The following is a 26,260-nucleotide window of genomic DNA, read 5'->3' as shown; positions in this document are numbered from 1 at the left end:
CATCGGCATATACTAAGTAACCGTCATTTATGGCACAAAAAAGCCGCCCCTGTCTTGAAGTGACGGGGGCGGCCTTGCTAGCGCTTGAAGCTTTGTACAGTATGGTCTAAGCCGGCTGGCACTCCCGGCATACCCCCGCCAGCAGATAATCGCGGGTTTGCGCCTCAAACTTATCCGGCAGCATAACCGCAGGGATGGGCACTTGGCTAAGGCAGTAGATATGCTGACAAGCTGTGCACTTGAAATGCACGTGATTGTCGAAGTGCGCGTGAGCACTGCATTCTATGGAACAGGAAGCGTACCGGATAACGTCTGAAGAATCAATAACCCGATGAATCAGACCATTTTCCTCAAACGACTTCAGCGTCCGGTACAACGTGATACGGTCAGTGCCAGGCCCTATTTGCTGCTCTATCTCGCTACCCGAGAGAGCGAAGGGTGAATCGCCCAGCACCTGTAGTACGGCCCGACGCACGGGCGTCTGCCGCAGGGCATGGCGAGTCAGTGTTTGCGCAATACGTTCGGCGGATAAAGACATATGCAAATTTGATAAAGTGGCGACTAGAGTATTCGAAAGGTGAAGGGCATCCTTGTTTTAAGATAACGCCTGCAAAAGTAACGAAGTTGCAAAGCAAAACTTACTTTATTAATAATACTCTGCTTCAGACACCAACTCAATGGCCACATTCCAGGCAGAAATGGCATTCACTGGGTATTACTCCGGTCCTCTGGAATTAATTAGCCTCGCCTTCCCCCTATTCCAGAGGAATACTCCAACCTTATTTTGCTCTGACAAGCTTACTAATCACTGTTACTAGACATCTGGTTGTCAACGCATTTGGCTACTCAAACAACTTCTTATGGGATTATAAGCTCTGTCTGACAAACAAGAACGAGGTTATTTACTGGCTACTATCTTTAGCTTGGCCTGGCGGCTGGCAGTGGCGGGGATAACAAGTTGTAGCGCGCCACTCACTGCTTGCGTGCAGGGCACCGAGCGGCCGTTGACAGTGGCGCGATACGTGGGGCCGGCTTTCAGGCATACCAATACGGTGGGAGTTGTGCCGGGAGCACTCAGTGTCAGTGTAGCATCCAATTGCGTGTTGTCGACCGAGAAGGTACTGGCTTGCACCCACGTATCGAAGCCGGTGGTAAGGGTGCCAGGGCGGAAATAGGCGCCAAACCACGACAAGATAGGCGTCGACAACCCCGAGAACTGTTGCCAGCCGGTGCCCCGACCGGTTTCTACCGAGAAGTGTTCGGGGCTGTTGTATGTCAGCTCAGCTTCTTTTTCCCAGGCATTGAGTGCCGTCAGCGCAATCTGAGCGGCCCGGTCACCCTCCCCCAGGTCCAGCAAGGCTTTCCAAAAAAACCACTGATGCGGAAACCAAACCGCCCCGTTCCAGTAGCCTTCGGCATCGTAGTAAGGCGCCGATTGGTCTACGGCAGTTGCCCCCACGGGCGTCCACAGGGCCTTCTCCGAGAACAAGTGACTCAGTAGTTGTTGCTGCTGCGCGGGGGTGCAAATGCCGGCCATTAGCGGAGAAATTCCGTCTACTCCCATGTTGAAATTGACGCCCTTATCGGTCCGCAGGATGCCGGAAGGAGTACCGTCGGGCGCGTGTAATACATAGCCGAAATAACCGGAAGCCGGGTCCCAGGAATAGCGTTGCAGCGCCTGAGTGAAGGTGGCGATGTCCTGGTCGTAACGTCGCACATCGGCCCGATTGCCCAACTGTGCGGCGGTTTGGCGCATGATTTTCGCGATGCGAATGGCTTGCGCCGTGGACACGACGGGCGCCACGTGGTCGGTGTATCCTTTTTGACTGTGGACGAACCGTTGCGGCGGATAATCGTCCCAACCGCCCGAGTTGTAGAAATAGTCCCAGGGGCGCAGCAGGCCCGATTTAGCCATGCGCGTGGTTGAGCTGCCGGCTTGACCGGTGTAGAAAAGGTAGTACTTGCGCAGCCGCGGATAGAAGTACGTGAGCAACTGACGCGAGCGGGTGCGCTGCCACAGTTCCTGGAACACATAAAACTGCGTGGGCACCAGCGAGCCGTGGTGCACGAAAGCGTTCGGGTCGGTGGCATCGGTGGTGTAGGCATTGAGTATTTCGGCGGCTTTCACCGTATCAATCTCCGTCATACCCAGCCCGATAAAGCCGCTGTCCCAGGTATAGAGGCTGTTCCACAGGCGGCCGGGCGTGAAATGCTTGATGTATTCGCCGGCAGCGTACACTGGATATACTATGTTTTGCAGCGTGTTAGTGCGAATCATCTGGTTGCCAAAGCGGTACTTCTCTCCGGCCGGATTGACGCGCATAGCCTGAAGCTGCGTTTCATACGGCGTGAAATACCGACTGTAGTCCTGCTCCTGCCGAAAGCGGGCCATGCTCTGCGCTATTTCGGCGGGAGTGCCCTCGCACACCACCGCATACAGTGTTTTGGTTTGGTTAGCCTGCAACGGTACGGCTCGTAATAGGATGTCGGTGTAGTGGCCCCTACTGTTGCCAAAAAACTCCCGGCTGATGTGCCTGTTCACAGTCAGAGGCAGGTCCACATCCAGCTCATCGTTGTGAAACTGCCGCAGCATCGAGAGCTTGTGTTGCCACGCTACACCGTAATGCTGCGCCACATCCGGGTATTTGAGCACGACGGTCTGCGCCTGCTCATCGTTTACTATTTTCGGTATGGGGTGAAAATCAGTGATGAAGGCTACCGAGTCAACTTGGTAATTTGCTACTACTGTGAAGCCATCAAGTTCCAATGCTCCGTTGCCCAGGGCACGCAGGCGCAGGCGCTGTGGGCCGGCGGCCACCTGGCCCAGGGGCACGCGCGCCACCTCCATTTGCCCGGTACCCGCTACGCTGATGGGCTTGGTGCAGATACCTTCTGTAGCCAAGGTATTGGTTGTGCCCTTCGGGGCCCGGTAGCGCAGCAGCAGACAGGCGTCCTGTATCGGATTCGGCACTGTGAACGAGTAGGTTGTCTGGTCACCGATGTCTTTGCCAAACCCTTGCCCCAGCCCATTGCCGCCCACAAAATCATTGCCACGCGCCTGCCCTTTGCGCAGCGCATCGGCCGTTAGGTTGTCTTGGGGCCGGGGCTTGGCAAATGTTAATTGGATATAATCGTAGGCGCTTTTCCAAACAGCTTGGCCTGGCAGCACCGCCCGGAGCGGGTTCACGTCGGGGTAATGTAGGCTCTGCACAAGGTGCACAACCAGGTTTTGCATGTTGGCCGTGCGGTTGATGAGCTTTATTTGTACCACCCGTGCATGTGCGTCGAAGGGCGCGAACGCCACGTCTGTGAATACCTGGTCTTTCCATTCCAGCTCCTCGCGGAAGGAAAAATAGTTTAGGTCGGCCGACGCCTGCCAAGGGTAATAGCCTGATTCGTAGAGCACATTGGGTACTAGCACCCTCCGCTCGAAATGCCCTGGCATTACCGAAAAATCGAAGCGCATGCCTTTCTGGGCATCGGCCACGTGCGAAATGCCAGCATATTGCTTGCTATAAGGGCCCCAGGCCGGGGCCGTCACGTTGTGTGTGCGGTCCAGCTTCTGCAGGTTCACGGCATCGAAGCGGCTTTGGGCAGTGACTGTTTCACCGGTTACCAGCAGGCCAGCCAATAAACTGAGCCCGAAAATTTCTTTGATCATGCGGTTAATGACAAGCTCTATTTAATTATCAAGCCGCTTTGTGCCCGAAGCGCGCCAGCTGCTAGTGGAGCAGCATGATGGCACGTCAGTTATTGAGGATTTTGTTGATTGATATGCGCTGAGCCTTTGTTGGGCAGCTGCCCTTGGTTCAACTGCCTGACTGCACTTCCGTGACTTTTCCGCCCACCACGAAGGTTTCGCTGACATTCAGTTTCATGGCCAGGTAATAGGCCATGAAGTTGAAGGGAATGATATTGGCCAGGATGGAGTACGTTTCCTCCACGTCCGGGTCTTCCACCGTCAGCACATAAGCGCCAGCCTCGGCAATCGTCTCCGAGAGGTGGTGGGTGCGCTCGTAGGCGCCGCCGGGGGACAGTATCTGGATGACGATGCTGTTGTGGGCCGTTTCCTTGGGCCCGTGGTCGTACTGCGCCATTGGGAGGCCCTGGAACGTAAGCTTGGTTGTTTCACTCAGAATGAGCGCCGCTTCCAGGGCCGTGGCAATGTTGGGACCGCTGCCGGTAATGTAGATGCCGTGAATGTCGTGCTGATTCAGCAGCTCAAATACTTCCTCGGCCAAGTGCTGACCTTGAGCTTGGTAACGCTCCATGCTGCGCGCGATGTGCGCAATGGTAGGAGCCGGCGAAAATCCGAAACCTCTAAACAGCGCCAGCAGCGTATTAACGTAGGTTTTCGACGAGGAATAGCGCTCGACGCCCGCTAAGATAGGAATCACACCCACCACGTTCGGGGATGTGCACAGTTCACTGTCGGTATCGTTGGAAACGGCTATGTAAGAGTCAAATAGTACGCGGCACCACAGCACCTCACTGCTCCGGCCCGATTGCGACAACAGCACCGCCAGCGGCTCCTTTTTATCCTGAGCCAGATAGCACACGTATTCGGAGGCCAGCTCAGGGTAGATGGGCACGCCCAGGTATTTGAAGGCGAGCGGCGCAAAATAGGAAGAACCCATACCCAGGTAGGGCACGCGCTGTGGCAGCGCTGCGGCGGGATGGCTAAGGGCCTCTTGGGCGCGGGCGGGTATTTCTAGAATCTCGTGCAGAATGGCGTCCATGCGGTTTTTTGCGTTGTTTTTCAAAAGTAATTATTATCTGTTCAACTATGGACTTGATTGCGTGCTAGGTCCAGAAGTCGCATGGGGAGCCATTGCCTCTTATCCTTCCGTGATTTTCCCTTCATCCAGTGAGCAACGCGCTTAGGTCGAAACCTAACGCATCGGTCAACGCCTAGTCGGAGAAGTTAAACGCCGTGGCAAACCCCTGATTCTTGCGCCATCGGATTCATCGGCTGGCGCAAGAATCAGGTTGTCCCTACGCGAGAGAAACGGTGATTTGCATCTTTCTTAATTATCATTCAACCATGAGCGCGAATTTTGCTAACTATCAGCGCATCGAGCAGGCCATTGGCTTTCTGACCGACCATTTCCTAGAGCAACCCTCCTTGGAAGAAGTGGCGGCGCGCGTGCAGCTCAGCCCCTTTCACTTTCAGCGCCTGTTCGTGGATTGGGTAGGGTTAAGCCCTAAAAAATTCCTCAAATATCTGACATCCAACTATCTCAAGGACAAAATCCGGGAAACCCAATCCGTGCTGGAAGCCGCCGATTTGGCCGGTTTCTCCAGCCAGTCGCGGGTGTACGACCTGTTTGTGACGGTGGAAGGCATGACCCCGCAGGAGTACAAGTCGCAGGGCCTGGGCCTGCAGATTACCTACGGCTACCACCCGAGCCCGTTTGGCATGTGCTTTATCGCCGTCACGGCGCGCGGCATCTGCGGGCTGCGGTTTATTGACGAGTCGCGGCAGCGCGACGAGTTTGCCCGGTTTCTGCAGCAGTGGCCCGCCGCCGAACTCCTGCACGACCCCCAAGTGACTCAGCCCTATGTGCAGCGCATTTTCCAGCCCGCTGCGGGCTATCCCGAGCGACTTCAGGTACTGGTGCAGGGCACCGCGTTTCAGGTCAAAGTCTGGGAAGCGTTGGTTGACATTCCCTTCGGCAGCGTGCGTTCTTACCAGCAAGTGGCCGACGACATTGGTCAGCCCACCGCCACCCGGGCGGTGGGCATGGCGGCGGCGCGCAACCCGCTGCTGTACCTGATTCCCTGCCACCGCATCATTTGTCAAGATGGCACGGTAGGGAATTTTCATTGGGGACAGGCTCGCAAAAAGGCCATGATTGGCTACGAAATGAGCACCCGGGTCCGAGCGCAAGAATCGGGTTGCCGCTAGCCTGGGGGCGGGGGAATTTTGTCGCATCGGTTCGCCATCCAGCCGATGTTCACCTAACCCCTTCGTTTTTATGAAACCCCAAGGCCAGTTGATTACCCGCGAATTTTACCAGCGCGCCGAAAGCCCCGTGGTGCACCTGCCCGGCACGCTCGCGCACCATGACGTCGAGCAAGCCGACGCCGAATTCACCGCCGGGCGCCCCACCTTTTTCATCGTGGACGTACCGGCCAAGACCATGTGCATGACCATCGGCTCACTGCAGCCGGGCCAGCGCAGCGGCAGCCATCGCCACAGCTACGAGACCATCATGTACATCACCCACGGGCAGGGCTACACCATGATTGAGGACCAGCGCGTGGACTGGCAGGCCGGCGACGCGGTGTACGTGCCGGTCTGGGCCTGGCACCACAACGTGAACCTGAGCCCCGACACCGCGGCCCGCTACGTGAGCTGCGACAACGCCCCGCAACTGCACCACGCCGGCGTGGCCATGTTTGAGCCCGCCCAGTAGCGGCACGTGTTATGCCAGCCCGAACTAGGGCTGGTGAGAGCAGCCCCAGTCCGGGCCGGCACAATTCCGAGCGACTTCCGCTAGGAAAAGCTTTCGGCGAGGAAAACCAGAGCCAGCACGATGGTGAACACCGGCTGCAAGGCCCCGGCAGTGGCCGTCACCTTCGAGGCTTTGTTGCGCTACCTCGGTTGCCGCTCGGGCAGTATGACCTAACTCCACCTAGCGTTACCTGCAACCCACCCCTAGTTCCTTTCGGCGCTAAACGCTTGCCTCATAGAGATTTTATAGAGCAGACTGCCTTTCATAAGACAAGGTGAGGGCGCCCACAATTGCAAGTAGGATTCCGAGCGACTCCAACAGGGAAAAGCTTTCGGAAAGGAAAACCAGGGCCAGCACAATCGTGAATACGGGCTGCAAGGCCCCGGCAATGGTTGTCACCTTTGAGGCTTTGCCTTCGGCGCTGTAGGCGGCAAAGCTAGCCAGCACGCCCAGCCCGTTGAGCATGCCCGCTAACAAGCCGAGTCCCAGCGTTTGGGTGGGCAGGGCCAGGCTGGTCCAGCCCAAGCCGGCAAACACCAGCGCCACCAGCCCCGACGACACAATGAAGCTGACGTACGACCATTCGGCCGAAATGTAGTTGGTGGTTTCTTTCTGCGCGGCGCTGAAAACGCCCCAGAAAACTAAAGCCACCATGGAATACAACAGCCAGGAATTGGGCCCAATAGATTGAAAGAAAGCCATCGGATTTTCGAACAGCAACGACTCCCCCGACAGCATGATAACCGCCGGAACCGCCAGCAGAATGCCAATGCCATTAATCCAGTTTAGCTTTTCCTTGAACACCAGTAGTGCAATGACAATGGTGACGAGCGGATAAAGGTTGGTAACCGGAATAACGATGGCCGCCAGCCCGCCCGTGCTAAAGGCCTTGTACACGGCCACGTTGCCCGTCACGGCCAGCACGCCCGCCACCAAGCCCCAAAGCAAGCCCTTGCGGTTCGGCTTCTGCTTCTTGACGCGCCCCAGCACCAGCGGCAGCGTCAGCAGCATGCCCCCGCTAAATAAAAGATGGTTGGTGAACGGGTTGACATCTGCGGAAATAAACTTGGCCACCACGCCCCAAGTGCCCCAGAAAAAGGCGGCGGCTACAGAGTACAGTATCCAGGCTTCGGGTTTGCGGGTCATGCGAGTGAAGGTGTCTAACGGCGTTTGTGCTGAACCCCGGCTACTGCGCGCTCGATGTCGGGCTGGCCGCCCGCTGGCGCGAGCCAACCGGAGTTGGGCTAACTGATTTCAACAACTTAATTAAAGCTGCCCAGAAGCTTAAAGTATAAGTTTCTCTTTGGCAAAAAAGAATTAGCGAAGAAAAAACGAATCATGTAGCTACATCGTATACGGGTGTCTGGTTACTCATAAGCCGGGTTAATTCACAAAGACAAGCCCTGAGCCCAAATTTCCTCTAAGTTTAAGCGCTTCGCCGCCATTAAGGAGAGTCTTTTTTTCGTTTTATACGCTTCACTCTTCCACGGCCTTCCAGTTATTTCCTCTGCTTATGCCTATTCTCCACCTCTTCCCGACTCCGCAAAGAGGCTGCACCCAACAGTAAACTGGTCAACAGCACCGTTGAAAAATTGGGAGCGATGCACCCCGGCAGCTCAATTCCTGCTTGACGGCTCATGTCAAGCCGCTGGGCTTGTAGTAAGTAAGCAACGACCGAAGCACATTGCTTGTCTTCTTGGCCTACCGGTGAGCAAGCAGTAAATCTTCCCCCTTAACTCACTTTTTTAACTTACCACGCATGGACACGCAAAACAGAGAAACGCAAGGTTTGGGAATGGAATGGGAAGCGCAATACGGCTACGCCCAGGCCCTGAAGCAGGATGGAACCGTGTGGGTGGCCGGGCAATTCGGCCACGACGAGCAAGGCACCCTTGCCAGCGGCATGGAAGCCCAGATGCGCCAGACGTACCGCAACATCCAGTACCTGCTGGAAGGCTTTGGCATGACGATGGCCGACGTAGTAGACGAGGTTATCTACGTCCTCGATACCAAGGAAGCATTTGCTGCCCGGCAAAAGCTGGGAAAAGAGGTGTACCCGGACCCGATGCAAGTACCCAGCACCATGGTTGGCGTGTCTGGTTTGGCCCAACCAAAGCAGGTAGTGGAAATCAAGGTTGTAGCCAAAAAATCAAACGCTACATCGCAATAAAAGGTGTTTAGCGGGCACCTAGTAGAGGCAATTGCCGCAGGGCTCTATTTCATTTCCGCCTTACTCCGGCTCCGCTATTTGTCTGCCCCGCCTAGTCCGTTAGTCCTACTGCGAGAAGTAGCGGCACCAACCGCGGCCCGCCCTCCTCTCTGGTACTAGTAGCTTTCCAAGCTGTCTATTTCTGGGTGGCGGCCCGCTCAAGCGCGGTTCGGTCCCAGTGGGCCAGATTGGCCGCGGCCTCGTACGTGCTTTGCAGGAAATCCAACACCATACCGCGGGGGTCGGCGGCCAAGAGCACTTGGGCATAGGGCAACAAAAATTCGCCCCGCTCTGCGTCGAAACGAGCTGCCGCCGGCTGTACGTCCGCCTCCGCAAAGCCCGCCGGCGCCGGATAAGCGTAGGAATAAAATGCGGCTTCCGCGCCGTCGCCACCGGGCCACCAGCCGGCGCTGCTCAACTCGGCGGAGTACGATTCCCGGGTTACCCAATCGGCTAGATTGGGTATCCCGCCGGGGTGCTCGGGCGCGGGCCGTCCCGAAAAGCGCGTAACCGCTAAGTCGAAGCTTCCCCAGAAGAAATGCACCGGACTCGCTTTTCCCGCAAAGCGGCTTCGGAACTCCCGCAGCACTTGGTCGGCCAGCAGTAAGGCCTGCCAGAAGCGTCGCACGGCATCAGCATCGTAGGCCTTATGCTGGTGGTCCTCCGCAAACGGCGTCCTATCGTCGACCTCCACCGGCACCGGCCATAGCTTGACCTGAATGCCGGCTTCGCGCAGCAAGGCCTGGTAGCGGCCGTAGAACTCGGCCACCGATTGCGGCTCTAGCTTTAGCGTCCGGGCCTGCCCGTCGCTGGTGTAGAGGACCAGTTGGTGGGCGTGAAAGTCAAACAAGACCTCAAAGGCGCCATCGGGGTACGGAATGGAACGCGTAGACAACCCGCGAGGCGTGACGTAGAGGGGCACTTGCCACCAATGATTTAGCAGGGGGCTGAGCGCCAGCCGGGTTTTGCCTACAATTTGGGTCCAGCGGTGCAGGGTCTCGCGGGTAGCGGTCCAAGAATCGGCCGGCAAGGCGGGCCAGCGCATAGCGGGTGCGGGAATAGGCATTGCAGTCAAGTATAGGCGCCGCCCCATCAAAACGCAGTACAAGCCAGGGCGCTGGTAAAGTTATAGGATTGGAGAACATCCAAAAGGGTGGGGCAGCTTGAATTTTAGTTGAGCAGCTAGTTGCTCCGTTTCTGCGTAAGCCGAAGCCGATTGAGTAACCCGACGGCCCCACTCTGTTCGATACTCTTCCATTATTTAAAGATGGTGACGGCGCTAACGGCAGCACGGCCGTAGCTCAAAAGTCGCGGTTAGGGGGGCGTTTTGCAACTTCTTCGTTCAAGCATAAGTAACGCCCTAGCCTCGGCGGATGGGTCATTGGCCCGGCCAGACCGGCCTCAGTAGGGCCTGGTGGGCGCGGCGTGGGTGGCATTCCGCTGGCCGAGCGACTGACGGCAGTTCACCGCTGCCGAAGCCGCAGTTGCGTAAGGCGCTTTAGCCTCGGCCAGCTGCTTCGATGGGGTAATGAATGCTAGCAGCCCTTACAGGGGTTCTTCTTCCAAACGGGCGGATTTACATGCTAAGCCAGTTGCCAAACCAGAGCTAGGCGCGCAGTTCTTCGCCCTTGTGGCACGGCCTATAACTACGCCCAGAGGCTAAAAAGCGTGTGGCGAGTAATTCCGTTTTTGAGCAGCAGAATTTCCTTGTTCAATGCATACGCAGTAAAAAAACGTCAGGATAAACCTGCCGTTTTTTGCATTAACTACCTAAAGTACAACTTTTTGCGCCCTTAGCATTACACTACTGGTAGGGCGCCGCCATTAACGTGGAAGTTGGACCCAGTAAGGTAGTGGGCTTGCGCCGATACCAGAAATCCCACCAAGTCCGCCACTTCTTCTGGTTCGGCCATTCGGCCTAATGGAACAGTCCCTACTTTGGCCATCAGGGTAGTGAACGCCTCCTCTACGCTACTGTTGGCAGCAGCGGCCATCTGCTCAATAAATTCTTGCATCAACGGCGTTTTAACGGCGCCGGGAGAAACGGTATTCACCCGAACGCCTTGCGGGCCGACTTCGCTGGCCAACGCCTTGCTGTACGCATTCAAGGCCGCTTTAGCCGCCGAATACGCCATCGTAATATCCCAAATAGGCTGGACGGCCGCCCCCGTGGAGATATTAATGATGACCCCACTTTTTTGCGTCAGCATCGTGGGCAACAAGGCTTTATTGATACGTACGGCGGCTAGCAAATTCAATTGTAGCTCATGCAGCCAGTTTTCGTCCGTGAGCGTGCTGTAGCCCCCACTCGGACTGGTATTCGCGCCGGCATTGTTGACAATAATATCAATCCGGCCGTAGGTAGCCAGGATTTCACTAGCCACCGCTGCGGCACTGGTCGCCTGCACGAGGTCAGCGGCAATGAAGTGGTAGCCACTACTGTCTTGGGGTACTGTGCGAGCCGTTACGACCACCTGGGCCCCAGCCTCGAGTAGCTTGTTTACGATTGCTTTGCCGATGCCTTTCGTGCCACCGGTTACCAAGGCTACCTGCCCGGTCAGAGAGTTGTTCATATTGCGTGAAATGAGGGTAAAAAAGAAAACCGTTTCTAAAGCAGATGCTTTAGAATCGAGCAAAAAAATTATGCTTTCAGTTGCTGAAGCATGAAATCCGCGATGTCCTGAATTTTTTTCCGGTCGCCGTGCAGCAGGTAGGCATTATACCAGCCAGCAAATGCGCTATTGATATAATCCGCAATGGTCGCGGCATCCGTGTGACGAGCGATTTCCTGGTGGGCTTGCGCACGTTCTAGCAGCTTCTTTAAAAAATGATAAGCGAACTCGTCATACGCCGTGATAACCGCTTGTATTTCGGGGTCATCCCCTTCAATCTCAAAGGCTGTCCGAACGCACATACAGCTGTTGGGCTCCGTCGTAAGGGTATGAACGGCATCGTTGATAAAAGTGGCCAAGGTGCGAAAGGGCGACTCCGCTGTGGTATCATACCGCTCGAAAGCCTGCATCCGTAGGCGCGTATACTGCTGGAGGGCTTTAATAAAAAGCTGACGCTTGTCCCCCAGTGTATTGTAGAGACTGCTGATATTAATCTGCATGGCTTCCGTCAAGTCCCGCACCGACGTAGCCGTATAGCCCTTCTCCCAGAAAACGTGCATCGCTTTCTGGACGGCTTGTGCTTCATCAAATTCTACTGCTCTGGCCATTGCCCCACAAAGCTACGATAAAATCTAAAGCAATTGCTTTAGATAGGTGAAATCTTTCCGAGCTGCCTGCGTGGTCCGGCAGTAGGAAGCAGTGCTGTGCCCCGGTCGTATGCTACGGCACGGTGAAACCTCGCGCTTGGCAGCCAAACTACCTCGTTCAACGGTCACTAGCTGTAGGTTGGGAACTAGCCGGTCAAGGACACTCACTTTCAATACCTCTCATCCAGCCGCTACCAACCCCTTAACTGACTCAGCAATAGCTACTTCCTCACCCACCTTGACCTACTATACTACCGACCATTCCGTCAACCCAGCGACCAAATAGCTTAACGTGTAAATCCGCCCGTTTGGAAGAAGACCCCCTTGTACCATAATCACTGCCCCAAGGCGGCGCTGCCTAGAATGCCGGCGTGCTCGGCCAGTTCCGACACCACCACCCGCGTACGGTAGCTCTTGAACGGATTCAGCAAGGCCGGATTGTGGAGGTGAGGCGTTAGCTCCCGCAGCCCCTGCGCGATGCCCCCGCCCAGCACCACCAGGTCGGGGGCGTAGAGGTTGACGTAGTTGTCGATGCCGGTGCGCAGATAGCCCACGTACTCCTCCACCACAGATTCGGCCACCGGGTCGCCGGCTTGCTGGGCGCGGAAAATGGCTTCGGCTGTAAGCGGTTGGCCGGCGGGCGGCGTCCAGTGGCGGCGGGCTAGTTGCAGGACGCCGCCCGCCGACACCAACGATTCCAGGCAGCCGGTTTTGCCGCAGTAGCAAGCGGTGTCGTTGGTCGTGATGGTGAGGTGGCCGGCCATGTGGGCGTAGGGCAGCGCCCCTTCCAGACGGCCCGCCACGGTGAACCCCACGCCCAAGCCGGTGCCCAGCGTGAGGGTCAGCACCCGGCCATGGCCCCGGCCTTGCCCGTACAACGCCTCACCCAGCGCCACCGCCCGGGCGTCATTATCCAGCCAGCAAGGCAAGTGGTGCTCTTCTTGCAGCAGCGCGGCCAGCGGGTAGTCTTCCATGAATTCCAGGAAGCCGTAGGTGGTATCCACGCGGCCATCGGCCCACACAAAGCCCGACACGCCCACACCCACCCCCATCAATTCCGCCGACTGGTCGGCCGCCTGCGTTTTCAGCTCCCGTATGGCCTGGCCGATACCCTGCAAAAAGCGCGTGCCATCCTTGGTTTCGGTGGGCAAGATGCGCAGGTCTTCCACCTTTCCAGCGGCCAAATCCACTAGCCCCAACTTGGTGCGGGTGCCTCCAATATCAATGCCGATGGCGAGCTTTTTCACGAGACCGGAAGGTTAGAACTGCAACCGATACGTGTTGAGTTGATGGGGCGCAAACCGCACGCGCAATTGTTTAGCCGCGGGCTGCAACGGCCGCTCGTTGGTTTCGAGGTGGGTGGTTTGCCAGGCTCGCCGAATAGGCCGCACCAGGGTCAGCGTGGGCCGGGCCGATTGTGGGTTGAAGTTCCATAACCGGGCTACCAGCCCTTCTTTGATGCCGTCTTCGCTAGGTTTCAGGCTCCAGAGCAGCACGTTCGGGTCGTCGGTGGTGAGCAGCGAGAAAGTGGGGCTGGGGTGCTGGTCGCGGGTGCCGGTCACGGCGCCGGCCACAAGTGGGTTCTGGTGTTCCAGCGCAAACTTCATGGCCGCTACCGGGTTGAAAGCGGCTTGGTGCGTGGTGAGTGAATACGCGTAGCGAAAGTTGGTTTGGCCGTTTTGACCGAAGATGCCGAGCGCACCCTTGTCTTCCACCTTGCGGTCCACTTGCCCGCCCGCCAAGGCGTGGAGCTGCGGCGACTGCTCCCACAACGAATCGACGGTGCTTTGGCCGAGCTTGAAGAAGCTGCAATCCACGTTCGAGAGCGTCACGCCGTAGGTAGCCTCGCTTAGGTCGGCGAAGTGGTTGAAGGTTTGCCAGTCGAGGCGGGCATTCTGGGCGGCGTAGTGTCCGCCCCGCGTTTCCTTTTTGGCAGTCAGAATGGCGCCTAGCTCCTCGTGGTGGGTGGTGGGCCTGTTCAGATTAAACGAAAAAGCCCAGGTTTTCACATCCTTGAAATTGACTTGAATGCTGTCTTCGATATCAATCCGGGGACTGTTGGCAAACAAGGTCACTCGTACCGTATGGGGTACCGGCTCGTTGGAAACGGCTTTCAGCGTGACGGACACCGGTCCCGCATTTTCGAGCACGACTGGCTGACCGGCTTCCTTGTTTTTGCCTCCCAAGTCATTTATATACAATCCATTCAGTGGCTGTACCACTTGCCGATTGCCGGCCTGCTTGTCGTAAATTTCGGTGAGCACACCCGAGGCACTGAGGCGCAGGCGGTAGCGGGCATTGCTCAGGTAGTTGCTATCCAACGTGGCCGCAGCCGGCAACTGCGCCGGCGCGCCCGGTTGTAGCTCGAACACCTTGTACCCTACTGACGGAATGTTTTCAGCATAAATCCGCAGAAACTTGCCGCCCGCCTTCGTTATCAGCTGACTAGGCACTTCTTGCTTGGTAGTGAGGTCGAGCACGCGCACCGGATAAGGCCCAGCGTAGGCGAAATCAGCCACGTCGTTGCGGCTCCAACTTAGGGGGTTGAACACGTAGAAATGGGGCGCGGCGGCTCGCTTGAGTTGGCTGCCGAGGGTGCGAGCGGCCAGCGCGTGGAGCGAATCCACGTAGCTGCTGATGTTGCGCTGGATTTTGTCTTGCCACTGAGCCCGCACCGGCTGCTTCACCGGCCCGTCGCCGGTCCAGTTGTGTTCCCAATACATGCCGAAGCCTTCCCAGGCCAAGTCCCGCGCGGTGGTCAGCGGCTTGGCAAACGTGGGAGCCCGCAACGCCGCCACGGAAGCCAAGGCTTCGGCCGCCCGCAATTTCTCGGTCGAGCGCCGCACCCGGCCGGTGGTTTCGTTCATCGAGGCGCAGTAGATGTCCCACTCGTTGCCGTAGCTCACCGACTCCGTAGGCAGCTTCGGGTAGGTTTTGGCCACGTCCCGGAAAAAATCCTCCTCGTTGGAAACCCGCACCTTCCGGGTAGGAGTGCTACCATTGCGGGCCGCGTCAATGAACGGCGGCGAAAGGTAGGTGTCCAGGTCGTCGTGCCCGTAGCCAAAAGCACCGGCCACGTTGTACGGGTAAATCGACTGTGCCGAAACTGTATCGCAAAACGCATCCAGCATATTGATGACCTGTCCTATTTCTTTGGTAGGTTCCTTGGACTTTACCACCAAACGGCATTCGGCGTAGCCACCCAGTGGTGCGGTCTTTTTCTCTTTGTAAGCATACCATTTCATTAGCACGCTGCTCGAATCCAGGCCGGTGTAGTGATAGAGCTGATGGCGGCGGTGGTCCCGGCTCTCGTACGTCATCTGGCTGCCGTAGCCCCCAATGCCCTTCCAACTATAAAGGGCGCCTGAACCGGCCCACAATGAGCTAAGCCCCATCGGCAACGTATTGTTTTCCATAGCCTCAGCCAGCCGAAACCGCAGCTTGTGGGTCCGCTCCAATTGTCCAGCGTAGTACATGCCCCGCAGCACGGCCTCCGTCGGCTGGGCCCCATAGGTACTCACCAGCGTGTTCAACGGGCTACCAATGTGCCCCGACCGAATGGCCGCCATCAGCCGCTTGAATTGGGCTGGCGAGCGGGCCTGCTGGTAGGCCCGGAGCCAATAACTGCCATCACAATTGAAGCGGGCCTGAAAATCGTCGGGGTTTTTCCGGGTCGCATCAATCTGGTCGAGGTAGTAATCGAGCATGCGCACAAATGCACTGTCGTACTTCGCCTCGTTGGCCGTCCACATGTAGTCGGTATGGTCGTCGTTGGCGATGTAGAGGCGCTTGATGGGCTGAGCAGTTGCCGTGGGCAAGCCTAGTCCCATTACCAGGCCAAGGAGGAGGCAGAACTGTTTCATGAAGAGTTATTTCACCATTCGAGTGTATGACTCAACCCCAACGACTTGCCTGGCGAAAGAGGGCAAGCCGGTGGGTTCTATACATAGCCATGCTGAAACTTAGCGGCTATTTAGCCACCACCTCGTAAGCGTCAATTTATTATCAGGCAGTCAGCTTTAGCGCGTTCATGTCCTCGCGCACTGTTGACGATAATACCAATCCGCTCGTTGTACCCATGCGAAGACCAAAATCACAAGTAGGCACCATCATCATACAAAGACAGAAGTACTTGGATAATAATCAATGTAATCAGGCCTGTCACCAAGCAGAGCATCGAACCGGAACGAGGTGCTTTGGCGGCTCCTAGGCAGCCAACTGCTGGTTTATCTGCCTCGATGCTTGGCGCAGGGCTTGAATGATTTCTTTTTTACGCGTGGCTGAGCAGCGTATCTGCGGCAGAAAAACACTAAGACTGGCCACTACTTGGTCATTCTGCCAAATAGGCACGGCAAACCCAATAATGTGACTTTTAGAAACCGTGACCGATAGCTCATCGGCGCGCATTTGGGCCAACTCGGCCAACAGGCTCTCAGCCGTATCAGCTTCAGGCCATACCTCCGCCGAAGGAAGCCCCAGAGAAGCCACAAAATTGGCGTACTCCTTGGGATTCATGTAGGCCAGTAGTAGCCGTCCGGTGGCTGTTTCGTACACGCTACGCTCGGTGTGGCTACGAACCTGCAAATCCTGGTCGCTATTTACCAAGTGCACAATAAAGCGCTTTTGGTTGCGAATCACCCCCAGCAGCGACGTTTCGTTGAGGCTATGGGTTAGGTTTTCCATCACCGTTTTGGCAGCTGTTATCAGGTTCAAGCTGTACGACTGGTTGTTGGTTAGGCTAAAGGCCATCGGACCAAGCCGATAGCCTTTCTTACGCCCCAAATGTTCCAGGTAGCTTTTCTCCACCAGCGTCTGCAGGATGTTCACACAAGTAGCTTGATTCATATTCAAGCCTGCTGCAATTTCCGTGAGCGAGAAGGACCGCCCGGAATCCCGCGCAACATACTCCAGAATATCGAGCGCTTTGATAACTACTAGGACCATAGCATATTACTCAAAAAAAATTAACGCCCCATCCATCCCCCGTCGACGGTAACGATGGTGCCATGAACATAGCGGGATGCTTCAGATGCCAGAAATACGGTAATGCCCTTAAAATCCTCGGGCTCACCCCAGCGACCAGCCGGAATACGGGAAAGAATGCTTTGACTACGGTCGGCGTCCTGGCGGAGCGCGGAAGTGTTATCGGTGGCAATGTAGCCTGGCGCGATGGCGTTCACATTAACCCCTTTCGAGGCCCACTCATTAGCCAGCGCCTTTACCAGACTGCCGATGGCGCCTTTGCTGGCTGCGTAGCCTGGCACCGTAATGCCGCCCTGAAAAGTGAGTAGGGAAGCCGTAAAAATTACCTTGCCGTGCCCACGCTCAATCATGCCTTGCCCCAGTTCGCGCGCTAGGATAAAGGGCGCCGACAGATTGGTATCCAGCACTTCGTCCCAGTACTCATCTGGATGTTCGGCTGCGGGCTTGCGTAGGATAGTACCAGCGTTGTTAACCAAGATATCAATCACAGGGTTGTCCTGTTTAAGCTGAGTCAGGAAGGCGTAAATCGCCTCGCGCTTGCTCAAATCGCACTGGTAAGCCCGGAACGAGCGGCCGGTAGCAAGCACGTCCTGCTCTACGTCGCTGCCTGAAGTTTCGAGGGAGGCCGATACCCCGATGATATCTGCGCCGGCTTCGGCCAAAGCCACGGCCATGGCCCGGCCAATACCGCGTTTGCAGCCAGTTACGAGGGCCGTCCGGCCGGTAAGGTCAAATAAGGAGGTTTTCATGATACTGTATCAGTGCTGAATTTGAGACAATATTAGAGCATTACCACTGGAAATAAAAATGATAAATCGGCAACTCACAAACAAGTCATGTGCACTAAGTAAAAATATTTCAAAAGGTGAGTAAGCACAAACTTACCCTTAGATCAGAAGCAGCTATCACACGCAGTAGAGGCTAAAATACTCACGATCCTACTCTTAACAGCTTCATATTCACTGAAAATTGGTTTATCAACACAAATTTGGAGGAAGTTCTTGCAAGAGTATTCTCCGCAAAATGTAATGACTCACTGATAATCTACAAAAAAGCTTTGGCGTGATAAATTTACTGCGTACTATTGCAATACAAAACACTAATTCCACCATGCTAAACTTAAACTCCCACCCATATGAGCAGTACACTCAGCAGAGTCTGGATGATAGGCTTCCTATTTTGGAGCCTAATACTTCCATTCGCGTCAGTTATGGCGCAAACCCCACAAACGATTTCAGGGCGGGTTGTTGATGACAAGAATCAGCCGCTGCCCGGGGTTACAGTCCTGGTAAAAAGCACTACTAACGGCACCTCTACGGGCGTTGATGGCACGTTCAGCCTGACCATAACCACCGAAAATCCGGTGCTGGCTCTCTCCTACATCGGCTATAAAAGCCAGGAAGTCCCGGTGAATGGCCGCTCGCAAATCGAAGTGACTCTGGCTGGCGACCAGCAGGCCCTGAAAGAAGTAGTGGTAGTGGGCTATGGCACCCAGCAGAAAAAAGACCTAACGGGCGCCATTGCTACCGTTTCGGGCCAGGATGTGACTAAGGTACCAGTGTCTGGTTTCGACCAAGCTCTGCAAGGTCAGGTAGCCGGCCTCCAGATTTCCAGCTCTTCGGGCGCGCCCGGCGGCAACACTAACATCCTGATTCGGGGCGTGGGCTCGGCTTCAAGCGGCACCAGCAACGAGCCGCTATTCGTCATTGATGGCTTCCCGGTATCGGGCTCGGGGGTGGGCAACCCGCTGAACACCATCAACCCCAACGACATCGAAAGCATTGACGTGCTCAAGGACGCTTCGGCCACGGCCATCTACGGCTCGCGCGGCTCCAACGGGGTTATTATCGTAACCACCAAGCGCGGCAAGGCCAACAAGTCGCAGGTTGGGCTCGATGTGTACGCGGGTTACCAGGAAGTTGCCAAGAGAATAGACATGATGAACGCGCAGGAGTTTGCGCTGTTCACCATCGACGCGCGCAACAACGGCTACCTCGACAACGTGCCCACCGGTAAAATAACAGACCCGAACAGCGTACGGCCCACCAATTTTCGCATCCCAACGGCGCTGTTAGACCCGGCCTCGCTAGGCGAAGGCACTGACTGGCAGGACGCTATTTTTCGCAAGGCTCGAATTCAGAGCTACCAAGTGTCAGCCTCCGGCGGCAGCGACAACGTGCGCTATTCGGTGTCGGCGGGCTATTTCGACCAGGAAGGCATCATCCTCAATACGGGGCTGAAGCGCTACAGCTTCCGGGCCAACGTGGATGCCAAAGCCTCGAAGCGCCTGAACGTGGGCATCAGCCTGCTGCCGAGCTACACCACCCAAACCGACCTGCCCTACTCGGGCCACTACGGCTCCCTGGGCATCATTCAATCGGCGCTGGCGCAGCCGCCAAATGTGCCGGTGTACAACCCCGATGGCTCGTACGGCACCACCGTGCCGACGCCCGAACCGCAGGCCGTTTCGGTGCAAAACGCCGTGAAGATTGCTAACGAGTACAAGAGCCCGTCGTCGCAGTTCCGCCTGCTGGGCAACACCTACGCCGAATACGCCATTCTGTCGGACCTGAAATTCCGTGCTACCATCGGCGCCGACTTGAACTATTCTCGCAACGAGGTCTGGAACCCTTCGACCTTGAGCACCGCGGCGGCTACGGGCCCAGCATCGGCCTTTGCACGGCGCTTTGAAAGCATCAACTTACTGAACGAGAACACGCTTACTTATCAGAGAACGTTTGGCCGGCACGCCATCAATTTTGTAGGCGGCTTCACGGCCCAGCGCGAAACCAGCGACGTGATAGCCATCACGGCGAACGGTTTCACCGATGACCTGGTGCCCAACATCAACGGGGGTATCATCACGGGCGGGGTAAACGGAGGTACCGTGCCGGGCGCTACGGGATTCACCCAGCCCAACAGCATCCAGGAATACACCATCCTGTCGATACTGGCGCGGGCCAACTACGTGTTCAACGAAAAGTACTTGCTGACGGCCACCGTCCGCCGCGACGGCTCGTCGCGCTTTGGCGAAGACAACTTGTGGGGTACGTTCCCGTCGGCTTCGGTGGGCTGGCGCGTGTCCGACGAAGCCTTTATGAAAAGCCAGCGCGTGGTCAACGACCTCAAGCTGCGGGCCAGCTATGGCTTGACCGGCAACAACAACATCGGCAACTACCGGGCCATCGGGCAGTTGGGCGGCAGCAACTACATCCTCGGCGATGCACTTGCGCTGGGCCAGGTGCGCACCTCAATTGCAAACTCTAAGCTCGGCTGGGAAACCACGAAGCAGCTGGACCTGGGCCTGGACCTGTCGTTGTTTGACAGCCGCATCAGCCTCACGGCCGACGTGTATGACCGGCGCAACACCAACATGCTGCTCACCGTCCAGGTGGCGGGCGTCACGGGCATTGGCCCGAACGGCATAACCAACCCCACTGCCCTGGTGAACCTGGGCGAGGTGCAAAACAAGGGCCTGGAACTGGCCCTGACCACTCGCAACCTGGTGGGTGATTTTAAGTGGACGACTAATTCCAACATCACTTTCAACCGCAACGAAGTGCTGGCCCTGCAAAGCGACCGTGACCAAATTTTCGGCGCTAACACCAACGTGACGCAGGTGGGCCAGCCGATAGGCATGTTCTTCGGCCGGCGGCAGTTGGGCATTTTCCAGAGCGACGACGAAGCCCGTGCCTATCGCACGCTGCCCACCCAAGCCGCTCCGAACCAGCCGGCGGCCCGCGCCGGCGACGTGAAATGGAAGGATGTGAACAACGACGGCGTGGTCAACGACAACGACCGCGAAATCATCGGCAACCCCAATCCCAAGTATTTCTTTGGGTTCAACAACTCCTTTGCTTACAAGGCCTTCAGCCTCGACGTGCTGACCAACGGCATGGTGGGCTTCGACATCTACAACTCCTCGTTCTTCCTGAACAACTCCGGGGTGCAGAACGGCGCGAAGTACGTGTACGACAACCGCTGGATTTCGCCATCTCAGCCCGGCGACGGCCGCTTCGGTCGCAGCATCCGCGGGGGCGTCAACAACAACGGCCAGTATAGCTCGCAGTACCTCTTCGACGGCTCGTACCTGCGCATTCGCACCGTGACGCTGGCTTACACCGTGCCGCGCGAGGTGGCCCAGCGCATTGGCCTGCAGGGCGCCCGCATCTTCGCCACGGGCGCCAACCTGTACACCTTCACAAAGTACATCGGCTACGACCCGGAAGTGAGCAACGGCAGCGGCAGCCAAGGCGGCGACAACCAGCTGGCGCCGCGCACGGACTTCGGCACCTACCCCATTTCCCGCTCCTACACCGCTGGCGTGAGCGTTTCTTTCTAAATTCCACCCGCAACTCATCATGAAAAAAACGTTTTTAGGCCTGGCAGTCCTGACTCTTGGGCTGAGCTCCTGCAAAGATTTTCTGACGGTGGTGCCGAAGACCGAGCGGACCACGGCTAACTTTTACAACACCGCCGCCGACTTCAACACGGCCCTGGTGGGCGCCTATTCCACCTTCAAGCACGCTGGCCTGTACGGCAGCGGCGCGGGCTCGCTCATCTGGCTCGGCGAGGTGTCGACCGATAACACCGATTACGGCTTCCCGCGCACCGGCAGCTCGGTTAACCAGTTTCAGATAGAAGACCTCACGTACCAGGTGGGAAATGACCTCTTCCGGGATGCTTGGCTGGGACACTACCAGGGCATCAGCCGGACCAATGCCGTTCTCGACCGCTTGCCCGCGGTAAGCTTCGACGACGCCCTCAAAAGTCAGTACGAAGGCGAGGCTCGCTTCCTGCGGGCGATGTTCTACTTCAACCTGGTGCGCCTGTTCGGGCCCGTGCAGCTGAGCACGACCGAAATTAATGACCCCTTCGCGGGCAACACCCTAGGCCGCGCACCGGTGAACGAGGTATACACGCTCATTGAAAACGACCTGATAGTGGCCGAAAACATACTGCCGACTACCATCACGGCCGCCAACGCGGGCCGGGCTTCGAAATGGGCCGCGAAAGCTTTGCTGGGCAAAGTGTACCTGACCCAGAAAAAGTACGGCTTGGCCGCCGACAAGCTCAAGGAGATTATCGACGCCAACGTGAACAGCCTGATGCCGAATTATGCCGACGTCTTCCTGTCCACCACCACCTTCGCCAACAACCGGGAGGTGATGCTGGCCGCGCAGTACAAAGGCGGGCAAATTAGCCAAGGCGGCGGCTTCTACACGCAGTGGACGCCGTTTTCGGCCCTCTCGCCGGACTTTGGCTTCACAAACGGGGCCGGCGACGGCGTGAACCGCCCCACCCCCAATCTCATTGCGGCCTACCCCGCCGGCGACGTGCGGAAGACGGTTTCCATCGCCTTGTCGTATACGAGCACCACCGGCACGACGGTGAACGAGCCCTACCCCACCAAATTCCTCCAGAAGGGCATCATCCGGGGCGAGTCGGACGTAGAATTCCCCATCTTGCGCTACGCCGACGTATTGCTGATGTACGCCGAAGCCGTGAACGAGCAAAGTGGCCCCAATGCCGCGGCCCTCGACGCCGTGAACCGCATCATCCGCCGCTCGCGCAACCTGCCCGTTAACACCCCCAACGCTACCGTGGACTTGGCCGCTAGCACCAGCACGGCCACCCTGCGCACCCGCCTGGAATTGGAGCGCCGCCTGGAGTTGGCCTTCGAAAGCCAGCGCTGGTTTGACCTCGTGCGCACCGACCGTTTCGTGGACGTGATGAAGGCCCAGGGCAAGGCTGCCCAGCCGTTCCACGTGCTGTACCCCATTCCGCAACGGGAAACGACCTTGAACCCAAACCTCGGCCAGAATACTGGCTACTAAGCAACTTGTTTTACAGTAAGTGGTGTCGAAAGGCCGGCAAGATTCCTGCCGGCCTTTTTCGCATAGTCTTGTGAAACGAAGTGAGCTAGCAGTTTAATCAGCGGGCTTTTGCAGACCCTAATCGATTACTATTCAGCTTTTATTAATAACAGCCAAGAATTGGTGACGGTTGTAAAAGCCAGTTCAACTCACCACATGAGAAATCTACTACTATTGCTTGTGGCCTTTCCATTCAGCATTTATGCCCAAAAAATTGATACCACGCCGACCAACTTGGCGAGTGGTGCGCCGGCTTATCTTGCCAATCATCCATTATTAGATGAAGGCTCGCTTTTAAGAGAATATGACGTTCGGTTTGCGCAGGCAATGCTGAATAAACCGGTTCTTCTACCCTGGAAGGCAACCGATAAAGCGGAAATCGTAGCAACGGTAAAGCAAGCATTGGCCTTCAAGGAAGAGTGGGTGCCTGAAATTGTAACCAAGGTGAGCGGCTCGACAAAAAACGAGTTATTTACCGTGCAGTCGCTACAAGTAAGCTCATGGAAGAATTGCGCCGGCGCCGCTCACCTGTACCTGCCTAAGGAGGCTAAGCCGGGGGCCAAACTGCCCGTCACCTTACTCGCCTGCGGGCACGGAGACGGTGGCAAACTGTACCCTTCGTATCGGCTGATGGCCGAAAACCTCGCCTCCAATGGAATTGCCGTTTTAGTACCCGATAACATCGGTCAGGGCGAAAGAACCGCGATGGGGCACTGGAACCCCGTAGGGGTGTTTGGCAGTGGGCTCACTATGCAGGGCTTAATTGTGCTGGAAACCGTGGGCTGGCTTAACTGGATACATCAGCAGAAACAGTTTGATACCGCCCGGATTGCCGTCTGCGGCAACTCGGGCGGCGGCACGCTGGGTCTGTTTCTGAGTGCGGTGGCTTCCGATAAGTTTTCTCTACTGGTAAGCACGGGCTATCCCAGCTCTTTCGAATCAATAGCAAAAAAGGTGAAAACGCATTGCCGCTGCAACCTTATACCAGGCATCGTGGGCAAAGTCGAAATGTGGCAGGTATTGGGCTGCTTTGCACCGAAACCCACATTCCTCGCCCAAGGAAAATACGATGAGTTCTTCGCAGTCGATATTTTCCATGAGAATGCCCTGCGACTAGGGGAAGTTTACAGCCAGCTAAAGCACCCCGAAAACCTAAAGGCGGAAGTGTTCGAAGGATTGCACGGCTGGGATGAGGGACGGATAAAGAACATAACTAACTACGTCTGCAACACCTTCGGCTTGCCTTTTAACAGTTCACTGGTCATCGATGCGAAGCGCAACGTGCCGGCAGCTAGTTGCTATGCCGTATGGCCCAAGCAGGCGTTGAACGCGGACGAAGTGGCATCTGCTATTTCCGGGAAGAAGACCGAGGCTAAATCACTATGGGAAGTATTCCGACCCCAACCGGCCTCGGTGGAATGGTTGAATCATGACCACCCCACTCCCCGGGGTGACCTCAGGGATGTTTTCGCGCAATTTGAGCTGTTTCTCGGGGCACCCGCAAATAATAACGCCAAGGTTGCTAAATAAACAGAGTTTTCAAACGGGTCTCACCATTTTTCATGATAACGAACCGAATAACAGCATTAATTATCGCCGGGCTGGCATACTCAGCCAACATCCTGGCGCAGAAAGCTGCGCCAGCATCATTTCCAGCTTTCAATGGCCAGGCGCTAGTGCCTGTGGTGAAAGTGAGTTCGGGCGGGACCATTCACCGCTTTTTCGACACCTCGCCCCTAAGTCCCTCAGGACGCTACCTGGCCCTGTTTCGCTTCCCGGAGGAAACCCGCTCGCCCAAACCCGGTGAAGTGGGACAGGTCATTCTAGTAGATCGGCAGTCGGGCAAGGAACGGGTGGTGGCTCAGTCGCGGGGCTGGGAAATGCAACTGGGCGCCAATGTGCAATGGGGCCGCACCGACAAAGACTTGTACTTCAACGACGTGGATACCACTACTTGGCAAGCCTTCGCCGTGCGCCTGAACCCATTCACGGGCAAGTCACACCGCATGGGTGGCACTATCTTCATGGCGTCGAATGATGGGAAATACCTGGCTTCTTACAACCTAATTTCTTCGCGCTGGGCGCAGGTAGGCTATGGCGTAATAGTGCCAGAAGCTAAGGCGCCCCATAATATCGGCCCGGTAGCCACTGATGGCATCGACATTACCACTACCGCCACAGGAGCCAGCCGACGCATCGTGAGCATCCGCGACATGTACGAAAAAACGGTGCCCAGCATTGCGGTGCCTAACCCACAGGACTTCGAATACTACTGCTTCCAGGTGAAGTGGAACCCGCAGGGCACCCGTCTGCTTACCACCGTGCAGTGGTCGCCGCGGGGGGGCGGGCCGCGCCAACGGTCGGTGATTACGATGCGGCCCGACGGCTCGGACCTACGCACGGCTATCACTCCCGAGCAATGGGCTAAAGGCGGGCACCACGTCAACTGGACCCCCGACGGGGAACATCTTTCCATGAACTTGGAGGTCGACGGCAAGCCGGGCCTGGAAATCATCACCGTCCGCTATGATGGCACCAACTTGAAAACGGCATTCAGCCCCGGCTCGGGTCATCCCTCCTTCAACCCTACCAAGGTACCCCTTATGGTGACCGATGCCTATCCGGGTGAGCTTGGATATACCGAAGGCACGGTGCCGATTCGACTGATGAACATGCAGACGGGCCAGGAAGAACCCGTTGTTAAAATCTTTGTCTCGAACGCGGGAGGAGAGCTGCGCATCGACCCACACCCCGCCTGGGACCGCACCGGCCGCTACGTCATCTTTAACGGCTTTCAGGAGGGCACCCGGAATGTATTCATGGCCGACTTGACAGGCAAGCTAGAAGAGACGAAAAGGAAACCTTCGTCCGCCAAACCGGCAGCGCACTAGCTTTCAATTCTACGCCAGCAGTCACAAGCGACTCACGTTGCTTTATTCAATCTAACCGCCCAGTCTTGGACTGGTAACTAAGGCGGCCGGCATACTATTCATGGTGAACAACGGACAGCCCAGAAGCAGATTGCTTCTGGGCTGTCCGTTGCTGTTATTATGGACTACCGCAGCGTCCGTAACTAAGTAGCAGTTCCCTGGCGTAGCCTGTAGTCCGCTCGTATGCTCTTTGGCAACTCTTGCAGGGCCTACAGTTGCATAGGAGTTTTATGATACTATCTCAATACTGAATTTGAGCTTATAGCAAGAGGGCGAACTGACGATTAGACGGGAAATGCTCAATTGACAGCATTTATCTCTAGACTCCGTGGAAATATCTCAAAAAGTGAGTGAGTGCAGACTCAAGTAGGTCCTAATGGATATAGACAATCGACGAAAACCGCCTATTCAGGCAGTAGAAGCAGTTATTTAGCCCTTTAGAGATGATAATAGGTCTCTGAAATAAGTGACTGAATAAGCCTCCCGGAACCCTAACGAAGCGGTCAAACCTTGAGGAGTGTAATCGCTCACTAATAATCTCCAAA

General features: G+C 56.5%; 18 protein-coding genes. 7 read left to right on the top strand and 11 right to left on the bottom strand.

Annotation, left to right across the window (positions count from 1 at the left end; all coding sequences use genetic code 11):
* Positions 1-106: 106 nt before the first annotated feature.
* From WX88_RS05510 to WX88_RS05500, 3 genes are all read right to left on the bottom strand, one after another.
* Positions 107-538 (bottom strand): Fur family transcriptional regulator, encoded by a 432-nt coding sequence (locus WX88_RS05510; RefSeq protein ID WP_046243328.1) that lies wholly within the window; start codon positions 536-538, stop codon positions 107-109.
* A gap of 360 nt (positions 539-898) precedes the next feature.
* On the bottom strand, positions 899-3,661 hold the full coding sequence (locus WX88_RS05505) for an MGH1-like glycoside hydrolase domain-containing protein (protein ID WP_052732374.1): 2,763 nt from the start codon (positions 3,659-3,661) through the stop codon (positions 899-901).
* Positions 3,662-3,809: 148 nt separating this feature from the next.
* Complete coding sequence (locus WX88_RS05500; protein WP_231590639.1) at positions 3,810-4,763, bottom strand: SIS domain-containing protein; 954 nt, start codon at positions 4,761-4,763, stop codon at positions 3,810-3,812.
* 281 nt (positions 4,764-5,044) lie between these two features.
* On the opposite strand from WX88_RS05500, the gene WX88_RS05495 reads away from it, so the two are divergent.
* Both WX88_RS05495 and WX88_RS05490 read left to right on the top strand, forming a co-directional pair.
* Positions 5,045-5,908 carry a bifunctional transcriptional activator/DNA repair enzyme AdaA gene (locus WX88_RS05495; protein WP_046243326.1) on the top strand — a complete coding sequence of 288 codons (864 nt, stop codon included), beginning with the start codon at positions 5,045-5,047 and terminating at the stop codon, positions 5,906-5,908.
* 70 nt (positions 5,909-5,978) lie between these two features.
* Complete coding sequence (locus WX88_RS05490) at positions 5,979-6,419, top strand: cupin domain-containing protein (protein WP_046243325.1); 441 nt, start codon at positions 5,979-5,981, stop codon at positions 6,417-6,419.
* 282 nt (positions 6,420-6,701) lie between these two features.
* Here WX88_RS05490 and WX88_RS05485 read toward each other — a convergent pair whose 3' ends face one another.
* Positions 6,702-7,604, bottom strand: a complete 903-nt coding sequence (locus tag WX88_RS05485) for a DMT family transporter (RefSeq protein WP_046243324.1) — start codon at positions 7,602-7,604, stop codon at positions 6,702-6,704.
* A 613-nt stretch (positions 7,605-8,217) separates the two neighbouring features.
* Between WX88_RS05485 and WX88_RS05480 the strand changes: the two genes are divergently transcribed.
* Positions 8,218-8,628, top strand: coding sequence for a Rid family hydrolase (locus WX88_RS05480; protein ID WP_046243323.1), 411 nt, complete (start codon positions 8,218-8,220; stop codon positions 8,626-8,628).
* A 175-nt stretch (positions 8,629-8,803) separates the two neighbouring features.
* Here the strand turns inward: WX88_RS05480 and WX88_RS05475 are convergent, their stop codons facing one another.
* From WX88_RS05475 to WX88_RS05445, 7 genes are all read right to left on the bottom strand, one after another.
* Positions 8,804-9,733 (bottom strand): DUF5996 family protein, encoded by a 930-nt coding sequence (locus WX88_RS05475; protein WP_046243529.1) that lies wholly within the window; start codon positions 9,731-9,733, stop codon positions 8,804-8,806.
* A 733-nt stretch (positions 9,734-10,466) separates the two neighbouring features.
* Positions 10,467-11,240 (bottom strand): SDR family oxidoreductase, encoded by a 774-nt coding sequence (locus tag WX88_RS05470; protein WP_046243528.1) that lies wholly within the window; start codon positions 11,238-11,240, stop codon positions 10,467-10,469.
* A 68-nt stretch (positions 11,241-11,308) separates the two neighbouring features.
* On the bottom strand, positions 11,309-11,887 hold the full coding sequence (locus WX88_RS05465; RefSeq protein ID WP_046243322.1) for a TetR/AcrR family transcriptional regulator: 579 nt from the start codon (positions 11,885-11,887) through the stop codon (positions 11,309-11,311).
* A 374-nt stretch (positions 11,888-12,261) separates the two neighbouring features.
* Entirely contained in the window at positions 12,262-13,173 is a 912-nt protein-coding gene (locus WX88_RS05460) for an ROK family protein (RefSeq protein ID WP_046243321.1), read from the bottom strand.
* 12 nt (positions 13,174-13,185) lie between these two features.
* The gene (locus WX88_RS05455) at positions 13,186-15,789 is read right to left on the bottom strand and encodes a glycosyl hydrolase-related protein (RefSeq protein WP_046243320.1); all 2,604 of its coding nucleotides are present in this window, start codon (positions 15,787-15,789) and stop codon (positions 13,186-13,188) included.
* A 343-nt stretch (positions 15,790-16,132) separates the two neighbouring features.
* Positions 16,133-16,870 (bottom strand): IclR family transcriptional regulator, encoded by a 738-nt coding sequence (locus WX88_RS05450; protein WP_046243319.1) that lies wholly within the window; start codon positions 16,868-16,870, stop codon positions 16,133-16,135.
* Between the two features lie 20 nt (positions 16,871-16,890).
* Positions 16,891-17,658 (bottom strand): SDR family oxidoreductase, encoded by a 768-nt coding sequence (locus WX88_RS05445; protein ID WP_046243318.1) that lies wholly within the window; start codon positions 17,656-17,658, stop codon positions 16,891-16,893.
* A 461-nt stretch (positions 17,659-18,119) separates the two neighbouring features.
* On the opposite strand from WX88_RS05445, the gene WX88_RS05440 reads away from it, so the two are divergent.
* From WX88_RS05440 to WX88_RS05425, 4 genes are all read left to right on the top strand, one after another.
* Complete coding sequence (locus tag WX88_RS05440) at positions 18,120-21,251, top strand: SusC/RagA family TonB-linked outer membrane protein (RefSeq protein ID WP_231590638.1); 3,132 nt, start codon at positions 18,120-18,122, stop codon at positions 21,249-21,251.
* A gap of 19 nt (positions 21,252-21,270) precedes the next feature.
* Positions 21,271-22,746, top strand: a complete 1,476-nt coding sequence (locus WX88_RS05435; RefSeq protein ID WP_046243316.1) for a RagB/SusD family nutrient uptake outer membrane protein — start codon at positions 21,271-21,273, stop codon at positions 22,744-22,746.
* A 108-nt stretch (positions 22,747-22,854) separates the two neighbouring features.
* A complete protein-coding gene (locus WX88_RS05430) occupies positions 22,855-24,315 on the top strand; it encodes an alpha/beta hydrolase family protein (RefSeq protein ID WP_156175953.1) in 1,461 nt (486 codons plus the stop codon).
* 32 nt (positions 24,316-24,347) lie between these two features.
* Complete coding sequence (locus tag WX88_RS05425) at positions 24,348-25,676, top strand: TolB-like translocation protein (RefSeq protein ID WP_052732373.1); 1,329 nt, start codon at positions 24,348-24,350, stop codon at positions 25,674-25,676.
* Positions 25,677-26,260 lie beyond the last annotated feature (584 nt).

This window comes from Hymenobacter terrenus, assembly GCF_000972495.1.
GTDB classification, from domain to species: Bacteria; Bacteroidota; Bacteroidia; order Cytophagales; family Hymenobacteraceae; genus Hymenobacter; species Hymenobacter terrenus.
This window is presented reverse-complemented; position numbering and strand designations above follow the sequence as displayed.